Raw genomic sequence first — 19,915 nt, 5'->3', positions numbered from 1 at the left:
CACATTACGCACATCAACGCCCCTACGGGCTGGGCGGAGCCGAACCTCAGCCCTGCGCCGCAAGCCGCTCCACCGCACTGCGCGGCTCGCGGCCCAGGAGCTCACCCAGCAGGGGGCCGGTCTCGGTGAAGTAGCCGGCCCGGCCGGCCTGGTGCCAGGTGAGGATGAGCCGGGCCACCGGTTCCGGGGTGCCGTTTGCGATCTGGTCGGCAACCCACTGCTCGTCGTCCACGACGATGCGCTGGACGGTGCGGCCGGTGAGACGCGAGGCGATCTCGGCGAGGTCGTCGAAGGTGACGGCTGCCGGTGCCGTGAGGTTGACGGGGCCGTCGACGGTGCGGTCGCCGGCGAGGAGAGCCGCGGTGGCCTCGGCGATGTCGTCGCGATCGGTGTACGGGACGGGGCCGTCCGCAGGCTGGACGATCCGGCCGGTCTGGCGCCAGGGGCCGAGCACTTGGTCGAGGGGACCGTAGGCGCCGTTGCGGAGCGCGGTCCAAGCGACCCCGGACCCGGCGAGGATCGCTTCGGTGGCGATGTGGAACTCCGAGGGCAGGTAGGGGTTGCCCGGAACGGCGCCCTGCTGGCTGGTGTAGACGATCCGTCGGACGCCGGCCTCGACCGCGGCTTCGACGGCATTGCGGTGCAGGCCGATCATGTCGGCCGACGGGTCGTTGCCGGACACCACCAGTACCTGCTCGGCGCCTGCGAACGATTCGCGCAACGCGGCCGGCTCCTCGTAGGAGCCCTGCCGTACCCGGACACCGCGGTCGGCGAGGTGCTGCGCCTTCGCGGCATCGCGGACGCTGACGGCGACCTGGTCGGCGGGCATCCGCTGGAGCAGGTGCTCGACGGTGGCACCGCCGAGCCCGCCGGTGGCGCCAGTGACGACGATCATGATGGGACCTTCCGGTTAAGTTGACTCCACTGGTCAGTTTCACTTGTGAGTGCGACCGTAGGTAAACTGACTCACCGAGTCAAATTACGTGGACGGCAGTGCGGAGAGAGACGGAGTTCAGTGATGGCCGGTGCAGCCGGAGCGACGTCCTCGGGCCAGGAACGGCAGCCTCGACTGCGCGCCGACGCCAAGCGCAACGCCGAGCAGATCCGCACCGCCGCGATCGGCGCCTTCCAGGGCCGCGGCCTGTCGGTGCCGCTGGAGGAGGTCGCCAAGGCGGCGGGGGTGAGCAAGGGCACGATCTTCAACCGGTTCGGCGGCCGGATCGGCCTCATCGAAGCCGTCATCGCCGAGGTCGTCGCCGCGGAGATCTACGCCATCATCGACCGCAGCCGAGCCATCGGCGACGTCTGGGAACGGCTGATGTACTACGTCACCGCCATCCGCGACCTGCAGTACCGTCAGCCGGCCACCGTCGACACCATGCTGCAGGCCTACCCGGACGCGCCGAGCCTCATGGAGATCTGCCGGGCGGGAGGCGAGATCAACGAAGAACTCGTCGCCGCGGGCCGGACCGCCGGCGTCCTGCGCCCGGAGTTCACGGCCGACGACCTCCACGCGCTCCTCCACGACAGCGCCCTCGTCCTCAAGCACGGAACCCGCCCGCCCCGCGAGGACTACGACCGGCGCACCGGCTACGTCCTCGACGGCATGCGGGGGCACGGTAGGCGCTGAAGCCGGCGCTTCGGGTGCGCTTCAACAGTGAAGAGGGCGTCGAGAGCGGTGACATGAGCGACTACTGGATCCCGGTGGGCGCACAGCGCGACGCGGTCGCCGAGGAACTGCTCGGTCACCTCGAGGCGGTCGTGGGCGAGTGACGGCCCGCGGTTGACCGTAAAGCCGCTGTTCACCGAGTAGGCAATCGGGTTCTCACCGGGACACGTTTCCGGGGGATTTGACTGCCGCGGCTCCGATCCGGTCGTAGATCCGTACGGCCAGCCTCAGATCCGCCATGCAGCCTTCGAAGTCGCCGGCGAGCATCCGGCTCCGTGCGGAGCCCTCCAGTGCGGTTGCTTCGTCGATGGGGCTGTGTGCGTGGCGCGCGAGGGCCAGGGCCTTTTGGTGTGCGGCAATCCCGTCCTGGGGCGTGGCGGTGTCGGTCCGCAGGGTGCCCAGGCTGTTCCAGACCTCGGCTTCGCCCTGTGGATCTGCCACGGCCTGGAAGAGCTGCAGGGCCTGTTCGTAGAGCGCCCTGGCTTCCGCGCGCTCGGCCGTCGCGTACAACGCGCGGCCGAGTTCATGGAGAGCGTTGGCCTTGCCGTGGCGGTTGCCTATCTCCTCGCAGAGGGCCAGGGCTTGCCCGTGCAGGGCGGCGGCGCCTGCGAAGTCGCCCGTGGCGTACCGCTGGCGTCCCAAGTGGATCAGGCCGTTCGCCTGTCCGTGGCGGTCGCCGAGCTCTTCGAAGAGCGCCAGGGCGCGTTCGTGGAGGTCCGCGGCTGCGGCGTAGTTCCCGGTCACGTACCGGACGCGGCCCACGTTGTTGAGGCCGTTCGCTTGTCCGTGGCGGTCGCCGAGTTCCTCGAAGAGAGACAGAGCTCGCTCGTGGAGGTCCGCGGCTGCCGGGTAGTCCCCGGTGATGAAACGTACGCGGCCGAGGTCCTGGAGGGCGCTCGCCTGTCCGTGACGGTCGCCGAGCTCTTCGAACGTTGCCAGGGCGCGTTCGTGGAGGTCCGCGGCCTCGGTGCAGTTCCCGGTCAGATAGTGGACGAAGCCGAGGCCGAGGAGCACATTGCTTTGGCCTCGGAGGTCACCCAGCGCGCTGAACAGCGTCAGGGCGCGCTGGTTGAAGTCCGTCGATGCGGTGTAGTGCGCCGTCATGTACCGGACGCGGGCGAGGCCGTGCAGTGCGGTGGCCTGACCGTGCTGGTCGGCGAGTCTCTCGAACAGTGCCAGTGCGCGCTCGTGGAAGTCGGTCGCGGCCTCGTAGTCGTCGGTGGTGGCACGGACCCTGCCCAAGTGGTTGAGGGTGTCGGCCTGTCCGTGCCGGTCCGCGAGCCCCTCGAAGAGTGACAGGGCGCGCTCGTGGAAGTCGCTCGACACCGCGTAGTCGGCCGTCATGTACCGGACCAGGCCGATTCGGTTGAGAGCGCGTGCCTCACCACTCAGGTCCCCGCTTTGATGCGCCGTTCTGGCCGCACGCTGATGAAGTGCGGTGGCCTGGGGCCAGGGCCCCTCGCGCAACAGGTGCGGGGCCAGCGCCGCGTCCAGCTCGACCACATGGGCCGGCAGATCGTGGGAGCCGGCGTGATCGAGGCACGCCAGGATATTGGCGCGCTCCGTGCGCAGCCATGTCAGGGCTCGGTGCGCATTGGGCAGCACCGGCGTTCCCCGACGGTGTGCGGCGATGACTTCTTCGGCCGATGCGATCATGCGCCGGTAGTACGTCAGGAGCCGCTCCAGCGCGAGTTCGCGTTCGACGGCAGGTTCGTGGTCGGTGCAGAGCTTGGAGGCGAATTCGCGCAGGAGGTCGTGGAGCCGATATCGGCGCGGGGCCACTTCCTCCAGCAGATGATCCGTGTACAGCGCTTCGAGTTCCTCCGCCGCCTGCTCGTGCGGGACGCCGCTCAGGGCCGCGGCCGCGCGGGAGTCGATGTCCGGGCCGGGATGCAGGCTCAGTCGGCGAAAGAGCTGTCGGCTGCCCGGGGGCAGATTCTGGTACGACAGCCGGAACGCGGCGTCCACCGCGCGTGTGCCGGCCACCAGGTGGCCGAGCCGGCCCGTGGCGTCGGCGAAGTCGGCCGCGAGGTCGGCCACGGTCCAGGTCGGCCGGTGGGCCAAGCGCCCGGCGAGCAGCACGATGGCCAACGGCAGGTGCCCGCAGAGCCGGACCAGCTGGTTCACCACGGCGGACGGGTCCGGGGCGGGATGGGGCGGGGCGTGGTGGGCCAAGAGGCTGAACAGAGCCACTGCCTCGGCATGCGGCAGAGTGTTCAGAGGCAGCGGCTCGCCACCGTCGAAGTCGACCAGACGGCGTCGGCTGGTCACCAGGGTCAGGCAGTCGGCGCCGCCGGGCAACAGCGGCTCGATCTGGTCGCTGTTCGCGGCATCGTCGAGAACCAGCAGGACGCGTCGGGTCGCGAGCCGGTCGCGCCACAGGCCGCTGCGGCCTTCGAGCGTCGCGGGCAGGCTGCGAGGGTCGATCCCGAGTCCGGCCAGCAGATTCGCGAGCACGTCGTGTGGATCCGCGGCGGACTGGCCCGGAGCATGGGCGCGCAGATCGACGAAGAACTGTCCGTCGGGGAACTGCTTCCCGAGGAGGTGTGCCGCCCGGGTGACGAGGGCGGTCTTGCCGACGCCCGGCATGCCGTCGACGGTCCGGATGCGCACATGGTCCGATCCCGCCGCGTGCAGCAGGCTCGTCAACTCTGTCTCACGGCCTGTGAAGTGGGGAAAGTCTCGGCGTAGACCACGGGTGACGGACGGCCGCGCCGGAGCCGGTGCCTCGTACACGTGGGTGGCCTGGTGGACGTCCCGGCCCGCCTGGGTGACCTCCGCGGTGCCCGAGGCGCTCGCGCGTTGCTCGACATGGGGCTGCGGGGAGTGCTCTGCGTCGGTCATGGGGGAGGCGGGACAGGGACGTTGACATCTTGGCGCGCCTGGATGTCAACACCCCTGAAGGCAGTGGCATGTTGCACGGTGGACCGCACGACGGCCCGCTCGCGCGCGCCGAGCGCGGGCACCGGGCGCCGGCCGGGAAGGTTCCTCAACTCCGAGTATGGGGCGGGGTCGTGGCGGACACGCTGGTCAAGAATGCGTCGGCACCGGTGGATGAGAGTTTCCTCCACGGCGGCGTCGCCGGACCTGCGAGCCTGCAACACTCGGGCCCTGAGCTGTCCCCAGGCGTCTGTGGCCGGCGCCCTCACCAGAGCAGTGGCCGCTGCCGTGACCGTAGGGTCCATCTCCATACCCCCTTGGAGAAGCCGCTGAGACAATCCTAGAAGGGGGGAGGGGCTGAGTAGGGGGGATTCAACCTTTATTGATACGAGCACAGGACGCTCTCGTGACGTGGCTGCGTGACTGCGTCGCGAGGCCGGCTCCGAGAGGTGTGCCATCCGAGGTGCAGGGCCGGGCAATTGATGCCTCCGGGGCGATCAGGCGGTCCAGCCGTCAACCACCCACGACCACGCAAGGAGCACCCCCGTATGCCGATCGACGTCGAGAAGATTCCCACCGGGCTCGTCAGCCTCACGAAGACGGCCGCCGTCTCCTTGCGGAAGCAGGGCCTCACCGGGCGCCAAGCCGCCGTCTACCTCGTCCTCGACCGGTCCGGAAGCATGCGCCGCTACTACAAGGACGGCAGCATGCAGCACCTCGCCGAACAGGCTCTCGCCCTGTCCGTGAACCTGGACGACGACGGCGTCGTGCCCCTCGTCTTCTTCGACACCGAGGCCCACGACGCCATCGACCTCAGCCTCGACAACTACGTCGGCCGGATCGCCGAAGTGCACGAAGCACTGGGCCACATGGGCACCACGAACTACGCCGGAGCCATGGACGCCGTCATCACCCACTACCTCGACAGAGGCACCAAGACGCCCGCGTTCGTCATTTTCCAGACCGACGGCTCCCCGGACTCGCGCCGAGCTGCGGAGCAGACCCTGTGCAAGGCAGCTCAGCTGCCGATCTTCTGGCAGTTCATCGGCTATGGCGACGACGAGTTCAAGTTCCTGCACAAGCTCGACGAGCTGGCCGTACCGAAGAAGCGGATCGTCGACAACGCCGGCTTCTTCCTGGCGGGCACGGACCCCAAGCTCATCCCCGACGGACTCCTCTACGACCAGCTCATGGGGGAGTATCCGGACTGGTTGCTCGCCGCCTCCACCGCGGGAGTCATTCGCTGACCGCTCCCACTGATGAGGACCTGACCTGACTTGACCTGCTGGGCTGTTGTGCGTCCACGACGGGATGCGGCGGTGGCGCGCAGTGCGGTGGCAACTGTCCGTCAACTCGCTTCAGGTAGTGGCGAGTTGACGGCGATCGGCCTCTGGGTGGGAGGCGGTTCGTCGTCGCGGCGCTGGACCCGGCGACGTCTTCGGTCATCGACGCGTACGCCACGCGCGAGCCGAGCGTCGTCCGGGACGCAGCCCGACGCGCGTCCCCCACCCTGGCTCCGTGATGATCCGGAAGTGAACACCCACACCAACCGCCGCCACGAGCCCCCCCTGGCCCCGCAGCCACACCACCGCACGCGCTCCGGCACCGGCCACCCTCCGGAGGCGCCGCCGAGGACCACGGGAACTGCCGCTCAGCCCCAGTCCCGGCCGGCCCTCAACACACCCCCGAAGACTGAACTGTGGCACCGAACCTTGAGCGGTTCTCGATGAAGGGCGAGTTCACACCTTGCGGTATTGCTGGACCTCGTCGCGGTCCCGCACGCTGACTCCGATGGCACGCAGCTCCTCGCGTGCTTCGTCGGCGGCACCGGTCCGGTCGTCGGCGAGGGCACGCTGTCGCTTCCGCAGCAGAGTGTGGGTCCGCTCATCGAGGCCGGGCGCGTTGTCGACCCACGGGGTGTAGTCGGCCTCGTGCGGGTCGACGGTGCCGCGCCAGGAGTAGCCCTGCTGCTCGAAAGCGGACCGCAGACGACCCGCGAGGCCGCTGTCGACCCGGGTACGGACGTTCTCCAGGCCGTCGGCATCGCGCAGCACCAGCTCGCGGCCGTCGGTGAACACCTCGGCGATCCGGGCCCGTTCCACGTGGCGGCTACCGGCGGCGTCGTGGACGACGACGCCATCGGCGTGCACCTCGACCACGGGATTCTCCCCGCGCCAAATGCCCGCCACCAAGGCCCCGGCCGCACCGCCGACGAGCGCCAGCACCGGCACGGCCCACACCCGTGGCAGCGCGGCCGCAAGCTTCAGCGGGCCCGGTGCGCCGTCGAAGAAGCTGATCATCCAGTTTGCGAGCGGGCCCACGGCGAACGCGGCACCGACGCCCAGCCCGGCCCCGATCAGGATGACGGCCCACAGCCACGCCTCGGGCAACCGCACGGTGATGTGGGGCTCACTCTTGACCATCGCCGTTCTCACTCCTCGGTCCGTCCTCTCGCCATGGGTCCGTCCCGTTCACCATGGGGCCGTCCCGTTCGCTCTCTCTCAAGCTACGCAGGCCTTGGCGGGCCAGACATCGGTCGAAAGTCTCCGAGACCACTGGATGAGTACGACTTTGGTCTCGATCCTTCAGCCGCCTGAACTGCGCACTTGACCTTCGGTGAGACGATCTGCACCGAAGGCACTCGGTAGACCGGGGGCGGCGGGCTCGGCCGTGCGACGTGGCATGTCCGGGGCGCGCTGCTCGGCAGCCCGCGCGCCCGGACACTACTGTCAGTGCCATGACTGACAACGCGTTGCGCTCCGTGTCCATCGAACGTGCCGGTCCGGGCCGGTTCACCGCGACCAACGTCCGTGGGGGCACCGTGACCTTCGGTACCGGTTCGGATGAGGACTTCACCCCGGTCGAGCTCCTGCTCGCCGCGCTCGGCGGCTGCACCGCGGTCGACGTGGAGGCCGCCACGACCCGGCACGCCGAGCCGACCTCGTTCACCATCACGGCGTCCGGTGACAAGGTCGAGGACGAGGGCGGCAACCGGATGACGGATCTCGCGGTCACCTTCCATGTCACGTTCCCCGACGGGCCGGAGGGCGACCGGTCCCGCGCGATCCTGCCGCGGGCCGTGAAGAGCTCGCACGACCGTCTGTGCACGGTCAGCCGCACCGTGGAGGCGGGCACACCGGTCACCGCGACCGTGTCGCCGGAGGCCTGACCCCGGGTGGCACACGTACGGGTGCGGGAGGAATGTGGCGCCGCGACCGGGGCGCCCCCACAGCGGCCACGGTCGCGGCACCGGTCCAAGGCGTCCGGGCCGGTCGGCTCAGACGGAGAAGCGCTCCTTCGCGAGCAGCGGGCGTACCCGTGAGGCGAAGCCGCCCGTGCGGAAGGGCTGTTGCAGCAGGCCGGGGCTCAGCTCCTGGGCGAGGGCGGCCGCGATCATGCCCTGGTCCAGGGCCAGTACGAAGTCGCTGACCCGGCCCGTCGTCACGTTCACCGAGTCCCGGAAGCCGTAACGGCGGTCGTACGCACCGAAGTCCGCGTCGAGCGCCTCGAGGTTCGCGACGGCCTCCGCGCGGGCGTACGGAAGGGCGAGGAAGGAGGCGTGCGGGGTGACGACGCCGAGGGAGTTGTAGCCCTCCTCCTGCATGCCGAGGGCGTCGACACCGTACTCGCGGTAGCCGCCCTCGGGGATGTTGGCGGGGGAGAAACCCCAGTAGCCGTACGCCGCCTCCTCCAGGCCGTGCTCGATCTGGCCGCGGACGTACCGGGTGTGCGTCGTGCCCCACGAGCGCGGGGACCACTGCGCCTCCGGCACGAACAGCGGCACCATCAGCGCCTCGAACATCGACCCGCCCCAGGTGGGTACCAGCTTGCGGCCCCGGTACGTGTAGTGGCCCTGCCAGACCCGGACCCCGTCGAACGTGCCGTACGAGCCCTCGGGCTCCTGCTCCTGGCCCGCTCCCGGCGGCATCGTGCGCGACAGGTGCCAGTAGTGCTCGGTGGGCAGGCTGCCGTCGGCGATCCCGAGGTAACTCGCCATACGGGGCTCGGTGTTGAGGGCGCCATAATGGTGGCCCGTCGGCTCGCCCTTGCCGGGCTTGTCGGGCCAGAAGCCACCCCGGAGCTGCCCGGGGCCCGCGACCGGGTCGGCCGCGTCGTAGGGCGTGTAGTAGTACGACCAGTCGGCGTCGGCCAGCAGCTTCGCGACGCGCGGGCGCAGCGCCGGGGAGGCGTGGGCGGCGATCCGCAGGCCCGCGACGAGCCATGCGTTGTCCACCGACGACAGAAACGGGCGGACGGTGTCACCCGTCTCCGGCCAGGACGTCAGGAGCGAACCGTCGTGCGCGTCGTACCAGTTGAACCAGAAGCCGTGCGCCCGCTCCAGCTTCTCCACCGCCGAGACGGTCCTCGCGAGCCGGCGCTCCATGGTGTCCCGGTCGATGACACCGAGTCCGCCGGCGGCGGCCGTCGACCAGAGCCCGCAGCCGATGTTCGTCGGCGAGGTCTGCACAGACGGCACCGGGTCGCCGGACCCGCTCACGTCGGCCTTGTCCGTGACGAGGCCGAAGTCGGTGGTCATCGCCTCGATCGAGCGATACGTCGAACGGAACCAGGTGCGCAACAGCGACGGAGCCGGGGCGGCGGGCGCAGCCGAGGCGAAGGGCGCGGCACCCAGCGTCAGGGCGGCGCCACCGGCGCTCGCCGCGGTCAGGAACGTACGGCGGTCCATGAAGGTCCTTCTTCCGAAAGGGCGGACGTGGAAGGGAAGTTCGTGGTGCTCGTGTGGGGGACGGGGGTGGGCGGGGCCGACGCACATCAGGGGTGCGCCGGCCCCGCCCGGCGGCCCGCGAAGTCAGGATCGCGGGCCTCAGGGGCGGGACAACGGGGGCTTGGTCCCCGCCCCGGGTCGGTGGTCGTGCCCGCGGTCACAGGCGCGGCAGGGCCTGCTCCCGGCCGAGGCCGCCCAGCCAGTGGGCGGCGGGCTTGGGCGTACGGGCGAAGGTCTCGCGGTCCCAGCCGATGAGGCCGAACGTCGCCTTGTAGGTGCCCCACTCGTAGTTGTCGAGGGCGCTCCAGGCGAGGTATCCGCGGACGTCGAGCCCGTCGTCGAGGCAGGCCGCGACGGCGTCGAGGGCGCCCGCGTAGTAGTCGACGCGGCGCTGCTCGTCGTCCGTGGCGATGCCGTTCTCGGTGACGATCAGCGGGGTGTCAGGGCCGATGATCTCGGCGGTGTGCCGCAGCGCGTGGCCGACGGCCTCGGGGTAGTACTCCCACGTTGTGAGCGTGCGCTCGGCGTCCGCCGGGGCCGGGACGGGGCCGTCCGTGCCGATCTTCGTGCGGGTGTAGGACTGCACGCCGATCCAGTCGTCGCCGCGCGCCGCCTCGATGAAGATGTCCTCGCGGGGGTGGCGGTACGCGGCCGTGACCTCCTCGGCGCCGGGCAGCGCCTGGTAGACCTGGTTGGCGATGGTCCAGCCCACCTGGATCTCCGGGTTGATGGCACGCACGGCCTTCACGGCGGCGTGGTGTGCCGCGATGACCGCGTGCGTGGTCTCCTCGTCGGGGAAGGGCAGACCGGCGGGCGGGAAGCCCTGGTCACCGCGCTTGGCGAGCCCGGCCATCACGGCGATCATGTTCGGCTCGTTGAGGGTGCACACGTGGCGGACGCCGTCCGCGATGATCGGCGCGCACTCCTCCACGTACCGCGCGAACAGCTCCACGGCGCCCTCGGCGGTGAAGCCGCCCAGGTCCTCGAACCACTGCGGGATCGTGAAGTGGTGCAGGGTCACGTTCGGGCGCAGGCCGCGGGCGAGCGCGCCCTCGACCATGCGGCGGTAGTGGGCGATCTCGGCGCGCGAGAAGTGGCCGCGGGCCGGTTCGATGCGGGCCCACTCGACGCTGAACCGGTAGTCGGTGAAGCCGAGTTCGGCGAGCAGGTCCATGTCCTGCTCCCAGCGGTGGTAGCTGTCGCAGGCGTCCAGGCTCGGCTCCTGGATCCCGGCGGCCGGGTCGTGCTCCTTGCGCCACCAGTCGCTGTTGATGTTGTTGCCCTCGATCTGGTGGGCGGCGGTGGAAGCACCCCACAGGAAGCCGTCGGGGAAGGGCGTGCGGGCAGGGGTGGGCGTCATGGTGGTGCCTGTCTTTCTGCGTGCTGCGTGCTGCGTACGTGTGGGAGGGGGCCGGTCACTTCATGACCGGGGAACGCCGGTCACTTCATGCCGGCGGTGGCGATGCCCTGGGTGAAGTGCCGCTGCAGGACGGCGAAGACGAGCAGCACGGGCAGGACGACGAGCAGCGAGCCCGCCATGAGCATTCCGTTGCCGCCGCCGACCGTGCGGTTGGGGTCGTTGGCGAACGTCGCGAGGGCCACCGGGAGGGTGTACTTGTCCGGGTCGTTGGTCGCGATGAGCGGCCAGATGAAGTTGTTCCAGGACCCGAGGAACGTGAAGATCGTCAGCGTCGCGAGGGCCGGCTTGACCAGCGGAAGCACGATGCGCCAGAAGATGTACCACTCGCCCGCGCCGTCCATCCGGGCCGCTTCGAGCAGCTCGTCGGGGATGGACTGCATGAACTGCCGCATCAGGAAGACACCAAAGGCGCCGGCGGCGAAGGGCAGCACCAGACCCGCGTACGTGTCCAGCAGGTTCAGCTGGTTGATCAGGACGAACAGCGGAAGCACCATCAGGTTCGCCGGGACCATCAGGGCGGCGAGCACGACACCGAAGACCTTCGAGCGGCCGCTGAAGTTCAGCTTGGCCAGCGCGTAGCCGAGCATCGAGCAGAACAGCAGATTGCACACGGTCACGAGGACCGCGACGATCACCGAGTTCAGGAAGTACCGCGGCATGTCGAGCTGGTCGAGCAGGTCGCTGAAGTTCCGCAGCGTCCACTCGCTCGGGATCCACACCGGCGGGCTCGCGGTGAGGTCCTTCTTCGTCTTGAAGGCGCTGAGCGCCATCCAGAGGAAGGGGGTGGCCATGACCAGCAGGCCGAGCGAGGCGACGACGTAGAGCAGGGGCTTGCGGGCCCGCCCGTCGGGGCGGCGGCCGGTGGGGGTGACGGCGCTCATTTCGTGTTGTCCTTCATCAGTCGCAGCTGCAGCACCGTGATGCCCATGATCACAACGAACAGGACGTACGCCATCGCGCTCGCATAGCCCATGTTGAAGAAGCTGAAGCCCTGCTTGTACATGTCGAGGGACACGGTCAGCGTGGCGTCGGAGGGGCCGCCCTGGGTCATCACGAACGGCTCCTCGAAGACGTTGAGGTAGCCGATCGTGGTGATGACCGTGGCGTACAGCAGGGTCGGGCGCAGCAGCGGCACCGTGATCCGGCGCAGTTCCTGCCAGGCGCCCGCCCCGTCGAGCCGGGCGGCCTCGCGGACCTCCGTCGGGATGGCCTGCAACCCGGCGATCATCAGGACCATCACGGTGCCGAGGTTGCGCCACACCGCCATCAGGATCAGCGACGGCATGGCCCAGGTCTCGGAGCCGAGGAAGTCCGGTGCGGTGAAGCCGAGTTCGTCGCCGAGCCCGGCGATGAGGCCGTCGGACGGGTCGAGCACGAACCGCCACACGATCGCCACGGCGACGATGGTGGTGACCACGGGAGCGTAGAAGCCGACGCGGAAGAACGTACGGGCCCGGTCGATCCCATTGTTGAGCAGCACCGCGACGAACAGCCCGAGACCGATGGTCAGCGGCACCCCGACGACCACGAAGTACGCGGTGTTGAACAGCGCCCGCAGGAACTGGTCGTCGCCGAACAGCTTCACGTAGTTGTCGAAGCCGACGAACTTCGCGTCGAGCGGCTGCCGGACGTTGCGCTGCGCGAAGTCCGTGAAGCTCATCACGAGCGTCGCGATGATCGGGAAGAGCATGAAGACCGCGAACAGCGCCAGGAACGGGGTGGAGAACAGCCAGCCGGCCAGGTTCTGCTTCCCCATCGAGCGTTTCCTGCGCCGCTTCGTGCCGCCGCCGTCCTGGGGGCCGCCGTCCGGGGCCTTGACGGCTCCGGACGGTGCGGGGGTGGGTGTCGTGGTGGACATGGTCCGTCCTTCGGGCTTCCGGCGTCCTGCGCACGTCCGGGTGCGGGGAGCACGCGGGACGCCGGGGTGGGGGAGTTGCTTCATGGGGCGGCGGCCACCGCCGCCCCGACGGTGCGGCTACTTCTGCACGAGGCCTTCGATCTCGGTGTTGGCCGCGTCGAGCGCGCTCTTCGCCGAGGCCTTGCCCTGGGCGACCTTCTCGATCGCGGTGTCGACCTTCGAGGTGATCTCGGTCCACTTGGGCTGGGCCGGGGAGGCCTTCGCCGACTCCATCTGGGTCTTCCAGACCTTCATGTCCGGGTCGGTGGCCAGCTCGCCGGACTTCCAGGCGTTCACATTGGCCGGGAGGTCCTTGGTGCGCTGGTACCAGTCGGCCTGGCCCTTGGTGTCGGTGAGGTACTTCACCAGTTCCTTGGCGGCGGCCTTGTGCTCGCTGTCCGCGGAGATCGTCAGCGCCGAGCCGCCTGCCATGGAGGCGGAGGTCTCGTCGGCGGGCACGTTGGCGACGGCCCACTTGCCCTTCAGGTCCGGGTAGTTGTCGTCCAGCAGACCCATGTGCCAGGGGCCGCCGAAGAACATCGGCACGGAGCCGTTGTTGAAGTCCTTCGTCACGTCGTAGCCCGGGCGCACGGACTTATCGCTCAGGCCCTTCTTGAAGTAACTGCCGTAGTTCTCAAGGGCCTTGATGGCCTGGGGGCTCTTGGCGACGGCCTTGCCGTCCTCCGTGACGAGCTGGCCGCCCGCCGAGTACAGGAACTGGTAGAAGCTCTGCACGGTGTCGAGGCCGCCCGGCTGGATGGACAGGCCCCACTTGGTGCCGGCCTTGTCCTGGAACTTCTCGGCGGCCTCCCGCAGCTCGGCCATGGTGGCCGGCGCCTTGTCGATGCCGGCCTTCTTCGCCAGGTCGGTGCGGTAGAAGAGCGCGCGGGTGTCGACGTACCACGGCACACCGTAGGTGTCACCGTCGTACTGGCCCTGCTTCCAGCCGGCCGGGAAGTAGTCCTTCTCCTTGAAGGTCTTGGTGTCGACCTTCTCCAGGGCGCCCATGTCCGCGAACTCGGTGAGGTAGCTGCCGCCCATCTGCATCACGTCGGGCAGCTTGTTCGCCGCGGCGGCCGAGACCAGCTTCTGGTGGGCGACGTCCCAGCCGATCGGGGTCACCTCGACCGTGATGTTCGGGTTGGCCTTCTCGTAGACCTTGGCGACGTCGGCGAGCTTCTCACCCTCGGTGCCCATGGCCCACACCGTGAGCGCTTGCTTCGCATCAGCCTTGACCTGGTCGCCGCCGGAGCCGCCGCAAGCGGTCAGGGTGAGTGCGGACGCCAGGGTGACCCCGATCGCGGCGGTGGTGGCTCGGCGGTTCATGGACGGCTCCTCCTTGAGCGGACCGTGGAATGTAAGCGCTGTTTGTAAGCGCATACATCACTCTGTAAGAACGCTCCCGATGTGGCAATAGAGGCTTGGTCACACTCTCGTAACGGCAGTGACATCGCGGGAGTGTCATCAACGGAAAGCCGCCAGGTGACATCGGGAGGGAGGTGTCACGTGACATCAAGAGGTAGACATCATGTGACATCGAAAGGCAGACATCACATGACATTGAGATGGAGACATCACGTGACATCAGGGGGCAAGCGGGGCCGCCCCCAGTAGGTCATACCTCCTGATCTAAGGTCTCGGCCATGACCCACGGCACAGTCGACGGCGGCGACCGCTCGGCCCGCGACTTCGCGCACGACTTCCCCTTCGACCCCGCCTACGGCCGGGGGCTGAACGAGCTGCTGCGCATCCCCGCGCCACAGGCCCCCGCCGACTTCGACGCGTTCTGGCGCTCGCGCTACGAGGCGGCCCGCGCGGTGGGCCCGAGGCCCGAGGTCGGACGGCTCGTTGAGGAGCGGGACGGCGTGCGCATCCATGAGGTGTCGTACGCCTCCGTGGGCGGCGTCCGGCTCGGTGGCTGGCTCGTGCTGCCCGCCGAAGGGGAGCCGGAGCACGGCTTCGTCGTCGGACACGGTTACGGAGGCCGGGACGAGGTCGGCCCCGACGTGCCGCTGCCGCTGCCCCGGTCCGCGGCGATCCTGCCGTGCGTGCGCGGCATGCCGGACCGCGGCCTGCTGCCCGACGTGCCGTCCGTCGCCGCGGACCACGTCCTGCACGGGATCGCCTCGCGTGACACCTACGTCATCGGCGGGTGTGTCGCCGACCTGTGGTGTGCCGCGTCGGCGCTGCTGGAACTCGTACCGGGGCTGAACGGTCCTGACCCGCGCCTGGGGTACCTCGGTGTGAGCTTCGGCGGCGGGCTCGGCGCCCTGGCGCTGCCGTGGGACGAGCGGTTCGCCGCGGGGCAGCTGACGGTGCCGACGTTCGGCAACCATCCGCTGCGGCTGACCCTGGACTGTGTCGGCAGCGGCGCGGCCGTGCGCCGGTACCACGCGGAGCACCCCGAGGTCGTCGACGTGCTGGGCTACTTTGACGCGGCGACGGCGGCGGGCCGGCTGCGCAAGCCGGTCCTGGTGGCCGCGGCGCTCTTCGACCCGTCGGTGCCGCCGCACGGCCAGTTCGCGGTGCACAACGCGCTGGCCGGGCCGCGGGAGCTGCGGGTGCTTGAGGCCGGGCACTTCGAGTACGAGGGGACGCAGGCGGAGCAGGCCGGACTGGACGCCGCCACCGCGGACTTCTTCGCCCGCGTGCTGAGGTGAGGTGAGGCGAGGGGCGGTGGACGATGTGGGGCGGCCACCGCCCCACGTACGCTCCCGGCTTGGGGGGGATCTACTTCACGTGCCCCGCACACCCGCAACTGGCCCGGCGCACGACCGACACGGGCAGCACCTTCGAGACCGGAGTGCCGCCCCCGCGCCCGGTCAGACGGCGTACGAGCAGTTCCACCGCCTCCTCGCCCATCTGCCGCATCGGCTGGTGCACCGTGGTGAGCGCGGGCCGCACCAGGCGGCCGAGCGCGATGCCGTCGAAGCCGGTGACCGCGATGTCCTCCGGCACCCGCATACCCCGGCGCTCGAAGGAGTGCAGGGCGCCGACCGCCAGCTGGTCGTTGGCGAACAGCACGGCCTGCGGCCGCTCGCCGGGCCGGTCGAGCAGGGCGTCGGCGGCGCGGGCGCCCTCGGCCTGCGTCATCATGCCGACGCTGACATCGGGTTCCTCGGGCGCGGGGATTCCGGCGGCGCGGCAGGCCTCCACGTAGCCGCGGAAACGGGCCCGAACGTCCGGTGAGTCCTCGGCGGCGCCGACGTAGGTGAGCCGACGCAGACCGTGGTCCTCGATGAGGTGCCGGGTGAGTTCGCGCTGACCGTCGGCGTTGGCGACCTCGACGTGGTCCAGGTGGTCGAGGACGTCGGGCTCGCGCGGCCCGGCCAGCATGACCACTGGCTGGCGCTGTGCGATGACCTCCAGGTCCTCTGTCGGTACGGTTCGGGCCATCACCGCGAACCCGTCGGACCGGCCCGCCACCTTCGCGACCTGGCTCTCCGGGCCGCCCTTGGGCGAGGCCGCGATCAGCAGCGCGTACCCGTGGCGGCGCGCGGCCCGTTCCATGCCGCGGATGATCTGGTCGGCGTAGAGCACCGCGGCGTCGTCCTCCGCCTCGTCGCCCGGGCCGTGCTCCGCCTCGGACTCGACGTCCGGGTCGGAGTAGTCGGGCAGGCACAGGCCGAGCACACCCGTGGAGCGGCTGGCGAGGCCGCGGGCATTGCCACTGGGTACGTAGCCGAGCTCACGGGCGGCCGCGAGGACCCGCTCGCGGGTCGGCGCGCGGACCGTGTCGGGCGTGCGGAAGACGCGCGACACGGTGGCGATGGACACGCCGGACCGTTCGGCGACGTCGTACACCGTGGGGGCTGTGCTCACTGGGTGGAATCCCCCGAGTCCGTTGCGGCCCGGCAGGGGCCTGAGCCTATGAAAGCGCATTCACTTTAGGCGGGTGGCGTCGCCGGGGCAAGGGAAGTCGATCACGAGGCATCAGGTCCGCAAACGTAGGAGGGGGGAGGAGGAGGGGGCGAGCGCGCCAAACCGGTGGCGTGTCGGGCGTGCGCGCGAAGTGCGTCGGGCCTGGAGTCGCTGCCGTCCGTTTCTCGGCGAACTTCCCCTGAATCACTGGGCGTTGGTGGCCCGGAACCCCTAGTTTTGGACCATGGACGCTCTCAGCTGGCTCGCAGCGGCCGTCGCCGTGTGCAGCGCGGCGACGGCGGCGGTCCTGGGGTACTGGCAGCAGCGCCGGATCCGGAAGGTGGAGCGGCTCGACTACATGGACCGCTACAGTGCGTCCCTCGCCTGGGCGACGTTCGACTTGCAGAGCCGCCTGTTCAACATCCTGACCGGTCACGAGCGGGACACCACCCCAGGACCGGCCAGGGGATATTTGACCATCTTCCTCGTGCACGGCACCGAGCGGGAAGCGGAATTGGCCCGGCGCAGCACGGTGTTCGTTCTCGCCGAGTACCTGGGATGGGTGGAGATCCTCCGCCGTGATCTGCAGTTCCTCGACCTGGGCAACAGCGGGGAGAACCGTAAGGTCGTCACGCAGCTCTATCGCATATCTGAGACCTTCAACGGCTCGTTCAACCAGCACGACGCACTGCGGCTCTTCCGCATACAGCAGCGCGCCATCGGTGGCGTAATGATCCACCCGGACAGTGAGCCGGGCCGTCGCCGCTGTCTCGATTACGCCGAGTTCTGCGCCCGGCTCGACACCGACAGTGCCTTCGCCGCGTGGTTCGCGGAATTGCTGGCCGACGTGGATGAGATCGCGGAGGACGCCGTGCCGGCGCTCGCCCGCCTGCGGGCCCTGCAGCAGCAGTTGGTCGAGCTCATCGATCTCCTCGACCCGGATGCGGCGCGGTTCCCGCAATTTCACCGAAAGGTGTACGGGGACGTGGCCGGCAACTCCGGCTCTTGAGCCGACTGCCGGATGCCGGATGCCCAGCGAGCCTCAGTCCTTACGGGGGACGGTGAGGCGGATGCCGCGCAGGTTGTCCTGGGGGTCCAGGAAGGCGAGTGTCCGGCCCGTGGCCAGTGGGTCGCTGTTGCCGAGGCTTGCCGTGAACTCGCCCTTCCACAACGTGCGGCCGTCGGCGGAACGCAGGACGCGTACCGTTCGGCGGCTCTGGAGCAGCCGGGCGGTGCGGGTGTGCCGGACCATCGTGTACGCGCCCGCGGAGGCGATGTCGAGGTCCGTACCGCCTTCGGCCCGCCAGCGTTCCTTGCCGTCGGCGGCGTTGAGGCAGACGACACCGTCGGCTGTGGGCAGGACGAAGCCGCCGGGAGTGGACACCGGATCGGGGGCACGGTCTCCGGTGGGGGCCTCACCCTTGAAGGTCCACTTCTCCTTGCCGGTGCGGACGTCGATGGCCGTGGGTCTGGTGCGCTCGCCCTTGAGGCGGGGGAGCAGGAGGGTGGTGCCGGAGAGCGGGGCCGCCGGGGGATCCTCCTCGCGGAGGCTGTTGGGGGCCACGGGCGTGACTTCGGACAGGGGGACGCGCCACTTCTCCGTGCCCGTGCGGGCGCCGAGCAGGACGAGGTCGATGCGCTTCTTGGTGACCTTGTCGTGGAAGAGGAGGGCGTCATCCGTGCGCTGCGGCCCGCTGATGCGCTGTCCCAGCTCGGTGTACAGGTTCATGCCGGGCCGGTCCCACAGCTGCTTGCCGGTCGCTCCGTCGAGTGCCGTCGAGCCCACCAGGGCCATGTCCCCGATCCCCTCGACGGGGCCCGAATCATCCAATTGCTGGGTCCAGCGTTCTTTCCCCGTACGTGCGTCGAAGGCGGTGACCGTCTGTCGGTAGGGGTCGCCGTCGCCGAAGAGCACCAGTCCGCTGCGGTCGAGGACGTGCAGGTCGTAGTCGTCCTCGTCGTACAGCTCCCGCTTCCAGCGGGTCCTGCCGGTGGCGCCGTCGAGTACGTACAGCATCGCGATCCGGTCCTGGGGCAGCTGCACCAACGCGAGCACGGTGTCGCCGTCGTCGACCGCGGCCGCCTGCGAGGCTCCGGACAGGGGCCACTCGAGGCCCAGGTCGCGCTTCCAGAGATGCTTGCCGCCGGTGAGTTCGAACGCCTGGATAGCGGCGCCGTCGTGGGCGGGGACGAAGCAACGTGTGCCGGACAGGAGGGGCTGGTCCCAGCCTTCGCGGCGTTCGCCGAGGTTGTGCGACCAGGCGAACGCGTCGTGGCCGGGGTCGGCGGTGAGATAGACGCCCGCCGAGATGCCGGCCGTGGCCACCGCGGCGAACCCGGCGCCGCCCAGCAGCAGTCCACGGCGGCTCAACTCGCGGCGGCCACCGGTCTCCGGGGTGCCGTGCTGCGCGGCCGTGATGGTGGCGGCGGCATCGAGGGGTACGGGGACGGCGGGCGCGGGCTGAGGATCGACCACGGTGGGAGGGTGTCCGGAGCGCGGTACCGGCACCGGTGTCGCGGGGGCGGCCCCTCCCTCCAACTCGCGCAGGGCGTCACCGAGTTCGGTGGCCGAGCCGTACCGCTCCTGAGGGTCCTTCGCCAGCAGGCGCAGGATCAACGCGTCCCAGGCGGGCGAGAGGTCCGGTGCGATGCTGCTGGGCGCCGGTGGTACATCGTTGAGGTGTGCTGTCAGGAAACCGAGGGTGTCGGGTGCGGTGAACGGCAGTCTGCCGGTGCGCAGTTCGAACAGGACGCAGCCCATCGCGTACAGGTCGCTGCTCTGCTCCGGGTAGCCGCGGGCCTGTTCGGGTGCCATGTACGCGGCCGTCCCGATGACCAGGCCGGTGCGGGTCAGCCGCCCGTCGGTGGCCGAGGCGTCGGCGGCCCGCGCGATCCCGAAGTCCAGGACCTTGATCCGGTCCGACGGCGTCACGAACAGGTTGGCGGGCTTGATGTCACGGTGCAGCACACCTGCGGCGTGCGCCTCCGCGAGCGCCTCGCAGATCTGCCCGCCCCACCGGGCCGCCTGCGCCCCGCCGACCGGGCCTCGCCGGACGGCGGCCTCCAGGCCCTCGCCGCGCAGCAGCTCCATGACCAGGAAGGGTGTGCTGCCCTCGGGGGTGACGGCCGTGCCGACATCGTGCACGGTCACGATGTGCGGATGCTGCAGCGCGGCGGTGATCCGCGCCTCGCGCAGAAAGCGGGCACGTGCGTCGTCGGCGCCGCTGCCGCCGCCCGCGAGCATCGAGATCACCTTGACGGCGACCGGCCGCCCCAGGACCTCGTCCCGGGCCTCCCACACTTCCCCCATCCCGCCCTGCCCCAGCGGCCTGACGAGCCGGTACCGGTCGGCCAGTATGCGATCCGCCACGTCTCAAGTCCCCCAGACTGCACCGTGGTTCAGCAAAGTGATCGCAGCGTAGCCCTCTGGCGCGGGGCGTGTGTACGGGCCGGTGTATGGCG

16 protein-coding genes are annotated in these 19,915 nt (G+C 69.9%); 6 read left to right on the top strand and 10 right to left on the bottom strand.

The annotated features are described in order from the left end of the window. Positions 1–46: 46 nt before the first annotated feature. On the bottom strand, positions 47–895 hold the full coding sequence (locus tag ACFV9W_RS24375; RefSeq protein ID WP_385764328.1) for an NAD(P)H-binding protein: 849 nt from the start codon (positions 893–895) through the stop codon (positions 47–49). A 123-nt stretch (positions 896–1,018) separates the two neighbouring features. Here ACFV9W_RS24375 and ACFV9W_RS24370 point away from each other — a divergent pair, with 123 nt between their 5' ends. Both ACFV9W_RS24370 and ACFV9W_RS24365 read left to right on the top strand, forming a co-directional pair. After that, complete coding sequence (locus ACFV9W_RS24370; RefSeq protein ID WP_385764326.1) at positions 1,019–1,630, top strand: TetR/AcrR family transcriptional regulator; 612 nt, start codon at positions 1,019–1,021, stop codon at positions 1,628–1,630. 14 nt (positions 1,631–1,644) lie between these two features. Next, positions 1,645–1,773: a hypothetical protein gene (locus ACFV9W_RS24365; protein ID WP_385764324.1), complete on the top strand. Its 129-nt coding sequence runs from the start codon at positions 1,645–1,647 to the stop codon at positions 1,771–1,773. A 52-nt stretch (positions 1,774–1,825) separates the two neighbouring features. Here the strand turns inward: ACFV9W_RS24365 and ACFV9W_RS24360 are convergent, their stop codons facing one another. Next, entirely contained in the window at positions 1,826–4,513 is a 2,688-nt protein-coding gene (locus tag ACFV9W_RS24360) for an ATP-binding protein (RefSeq protein ID WP_385764322.1), read from the bottom strand. A gap of 584 nt (positions 4,514–5,097) precedes the next feature. On the opposite strand from ACFV9W_RS24360, the gene ACFV9W_RS24355 reads away from it, so the two are divergent. Then, entirely contained in the window at positions 5,098–5,796 is a 699-nt protein-coding gene (locus tag ACFV9W_RS24355; protein ID WP_385764320.1) for a VWA domain-containing protein, read from the top strand. A 492-nt stretch (positions 5,797–6,288) separates the two neighbouring features. On the opposite strand, the gene ACFV9W_RS24350 is transcribed toward ACFV9W_RS24355, so the two are convergent. Next, a complete protein-coding gene (locus tag ACFV9W_RS24350) occupies positions 6,289–6,972 on the bottom strand; it encodes a hypothetical protein (RefSeq protein WP_385764318.1) in 684 nt (227 codons plus the stop codon). Between the two features lie 314 nt (positions 6,973–7,286). Here ACFV9W_RS24350 and ACFV9W_RS24345 point away from each other — a divergent pair, with 314 nt between their 5' ends. Continuing rightward, positions 7,287–7,718, top strand: coding sequence for an OsmC family protein (locus ACFV9W_RS24345; RefSeq protein ID WP_385764316.1), 432 nt, complete (start codon positions 7,287–7,289; stop codon positions 7,716–7,718). Positions 7,719–7,826: 108 nt separating this feature from the next. On the opposite strand, the gene ACFV9W_RS24340 is transcribed toward ACFV9W_RS24345, so the two are convergent. The 5 genes from ACFV9W_RS24340 to ACFV9W_RS24320 form a co-directional block, all read right to left on the bottom strand. Further along, positions 7,827–9,236 (bottom strand): glucoamylase family protein, encoded by a 1,410-nt coding sequence (locus tag ACFV9W_RS24340; RefSeq protein WP_385764314.1) that lies wholly within the window; start codon positions 9,234–9,236, stop codon positions 7,827–7,829. Positions 9,237–9,432: 196 nt separating this feature from the next. Next, positions 9,433–10,635, bottom strand: coding sequence for a glycoside hydrolase family 1 protein (locus tag ACFV9W_RS24335; RefSeq protein WP_385764312.1), 1,203 nt, complete (start codon positions 10,633–10,635; stop codon positions 9,433–9,435). 80 nt (positions 10,636–10,715) lie between these two features. Continuing rightward, complete coding sequence (locus ACFV9W_RS24330; protein WP_385764310.1) at positions 10,716–11,576, bottom strand: carbohydrate ABC transporter permease; 861 nt, start codon at positions 11,574–11,576, stop codon at positions 10,716–10,718. Further along, positions 11,573–12,553 carry a carbohydrate ABC transporter permease gene (locus tag ACFV9W_RS24325; RefSeq protein ID WP_385764309.1) on the bottom strand — a complete coding sequence of 327 codons (981 nt, stop codon included), beginning with the start codon at positions 12,551–12,553 and terminating at the stop codon, positions 11,573–11,575. Before ACFV9W_RS24325 ends, ACFV9W_RS24330 begins: the two co-directional genes overlap by 4 nt. Before the next feature lie 117 nt (positions 12,554–12,670). Then, positions 12,671–13,918 (bottom strand): sugar ABC transporter substrate-binding protein, encoded by a 1,248-nt coding sequence (locus tag ACFV9W_RS24320; protein ID WP_385764307.1) that lies wholly within the window; start codon positions 13,916–13,918, stop codon positions 12,671–12,673. A 317-nt stretch (positions 13,919–14,235) separates the two neighbouring features. Here ACFV9W_RS24320 and ACFV9W_RS24315 point away from each other — a divergent pair, with 317 nt between their 5' ends. Further along, entirely contained in the window at positions 14,236–15,252 is a 1,017-nt protein-coding gene (locus tag ACFV9W_RS24315; protein WP_385764305.1) for an acetylxylan esterase, read from the top strand. Positions 15,253–15,322: 70 nt separating this feature from the next. Here ACFV9W_RS24315 and ACFV9W_RS24310 read toward each other — a convergent pair whose 3' ends face one another. Then, the gene (locus ACFV9W_RS24310; protein WP_385764303.1) at positions 15,323–16,414 is read right to left on the bottom strand and encodes a LacI family DNA-binding transcriptional regulator; all 1,092 of its coding nucleotides are present in this window, start codon (positions 16,412–16,414) and stop codon (positions 15,323–15,325) included. A 283-nt stretch (positions 16,415–16,697) separates the two neighbouring features. Between ACFV9W_RS24310 and ACFV9W_RS24305 the strand changes: the two genes are divergently transcribed. Further along, on the top strand, positions 16,698–17,462 hold the full coding sequence (locus ACFV9W_RS24305; RefSeq protein ID WP_385764301.1) for a hypothetical protein: 765 nt from the start codon (positions 16,698–16,700) through the stop codon (positions 17,460–17,462). Positions 17,463–17,495: 33 nt separating this feature from the next. Here ACFV9W_RS24305 and ACFV9W_RS24300 read toward each other — a convergent pair whose 3' ends face one another. Beyond that, positions 17,496–19,823, bottom strand: coding sequence for a PQQ-binding-like beta-propeller repeat protein (locus tag ACFV9W_RS24300; RefSeq protein ID WP_385764299.1), 2,328 nt, complete (start codon positions 19,821–19,823; stop codon positions 17,496–17,498). Positions 19,824–19,915 lie beyond the last annotated feature (92 nt).

Origin of the sequence: Streptomyces sp. NPDC059897, from assembly GCF_042730865.1 — a bacterium.
Classification (GTDB): domain Bacteria; phylum Actinomycetota; class Actinomycetes; order Streptomycetales; family Streptomycetaceae; genus Streptomyces.
Note: the sequence above shows the minus strand (reverse complement) of the source record. Positions and strands in the feature narration are given on the sequence as shown.

Excerpts from the sequence above, each read along its gene's own strand:
- ACFV9W_RS24375 (WP_385764328.1), bottom strand. The coding sequence starts at position 895 with ATGATCGTCGTCACTGGCGCCACCGGCGGGCTCGGCGGTGCCACCGTC.
- ACFV9W_RS24370 (WP_385764326.1), top strand. The coding sequence starts at position 1,019 with ATGGCCGGTGCAGCCGGAGCGACGTCCTCGGGCCAGGAACGGCAGCCT.
- ACFV9W_RS24360 (WP_385764322.1), bottom strand. The coding sequence starts at position 4,513 with ATGACCGACGCAGAGCACTCCCCGCAGCCCCATGTCGAGCAACGCGCG.
- ACFV9W_RS24355 (WP_385764320.1), top strand. The coding sequence starts at position 5,098 with ATGCCGATCGACGTCGAGAAGATTCCCACCGGGCTCGTCAGCCTCACG.
- ACFV9W_RS24350 (WP_385764318.1), bottom strand. The coding sequence starts at position 6,972 with ATGGTCAAGAGTGAGCCCCACATCACCGTGCGGTTGCCCGAGGCGTGG.
- ACFV9W_RS24345 (WP_385764316.1), top strand. The coding sequence starts at position 7,287 with ATGACTGACAACGCGTTGCGCTCCGTGTCCATCGAACGTGCCGGTCCG.
- ACFV9W_RS24340 (WP_385764314.1), bottom strand. The coding sequence starts at position 9,236 with ATGGACCGCCGTACGTTCCTGACCGCGGCGAGCGCCGGTGGCGCCGCC.
- ACFV9W_RS24335 (WP_385764312.1), bottom strand. The coding sequence starts at position 10,635 with ATGACGCCCACCCCTGCCCGCACGCCCTTCCCCGACGGCTTCCTGTGG.
- ACFV9W_RS24330 (WP_385764310.1), bottom strand. The coding sequence starts at position 11,576 with ATGAGCGCCGTCACCCCCACCGGCCGCCGCCCCGACGGGCGGGCCCGC.
- ACFV9W_RS24325 (WP_385764309.1), bottom strand. The coding sequence starts at position 12,553 with ATGTCCACCACGACACCCACCCCCGCACCGTCCGGAGCCGTCAAGGCC.
- ACFV9W_RS24320 (WP_385764307.1), bottom strand. The coding sequence starts at position 13,918 with ATGAACCGCCGAGCCACCACCGCCGCGATCGGGGTCACCCTGGCGTCC.
- ACFV9W_RS24315 (WP_385764305.1), top strand. The coding sequence starts at position 14,236 with ATGACCCACGGCACAGTCGACGGCGGCGACCGCTCGGCCCGCGACTTC.
- ACFV9W_RS24305 (WP_385764301.1), top strand. The coding sequence starts at position 16,698 with ATGGACGCTCTCAGCTGGCTCGCAGCGGCCGTCGCCGTGTGCAGCGCG.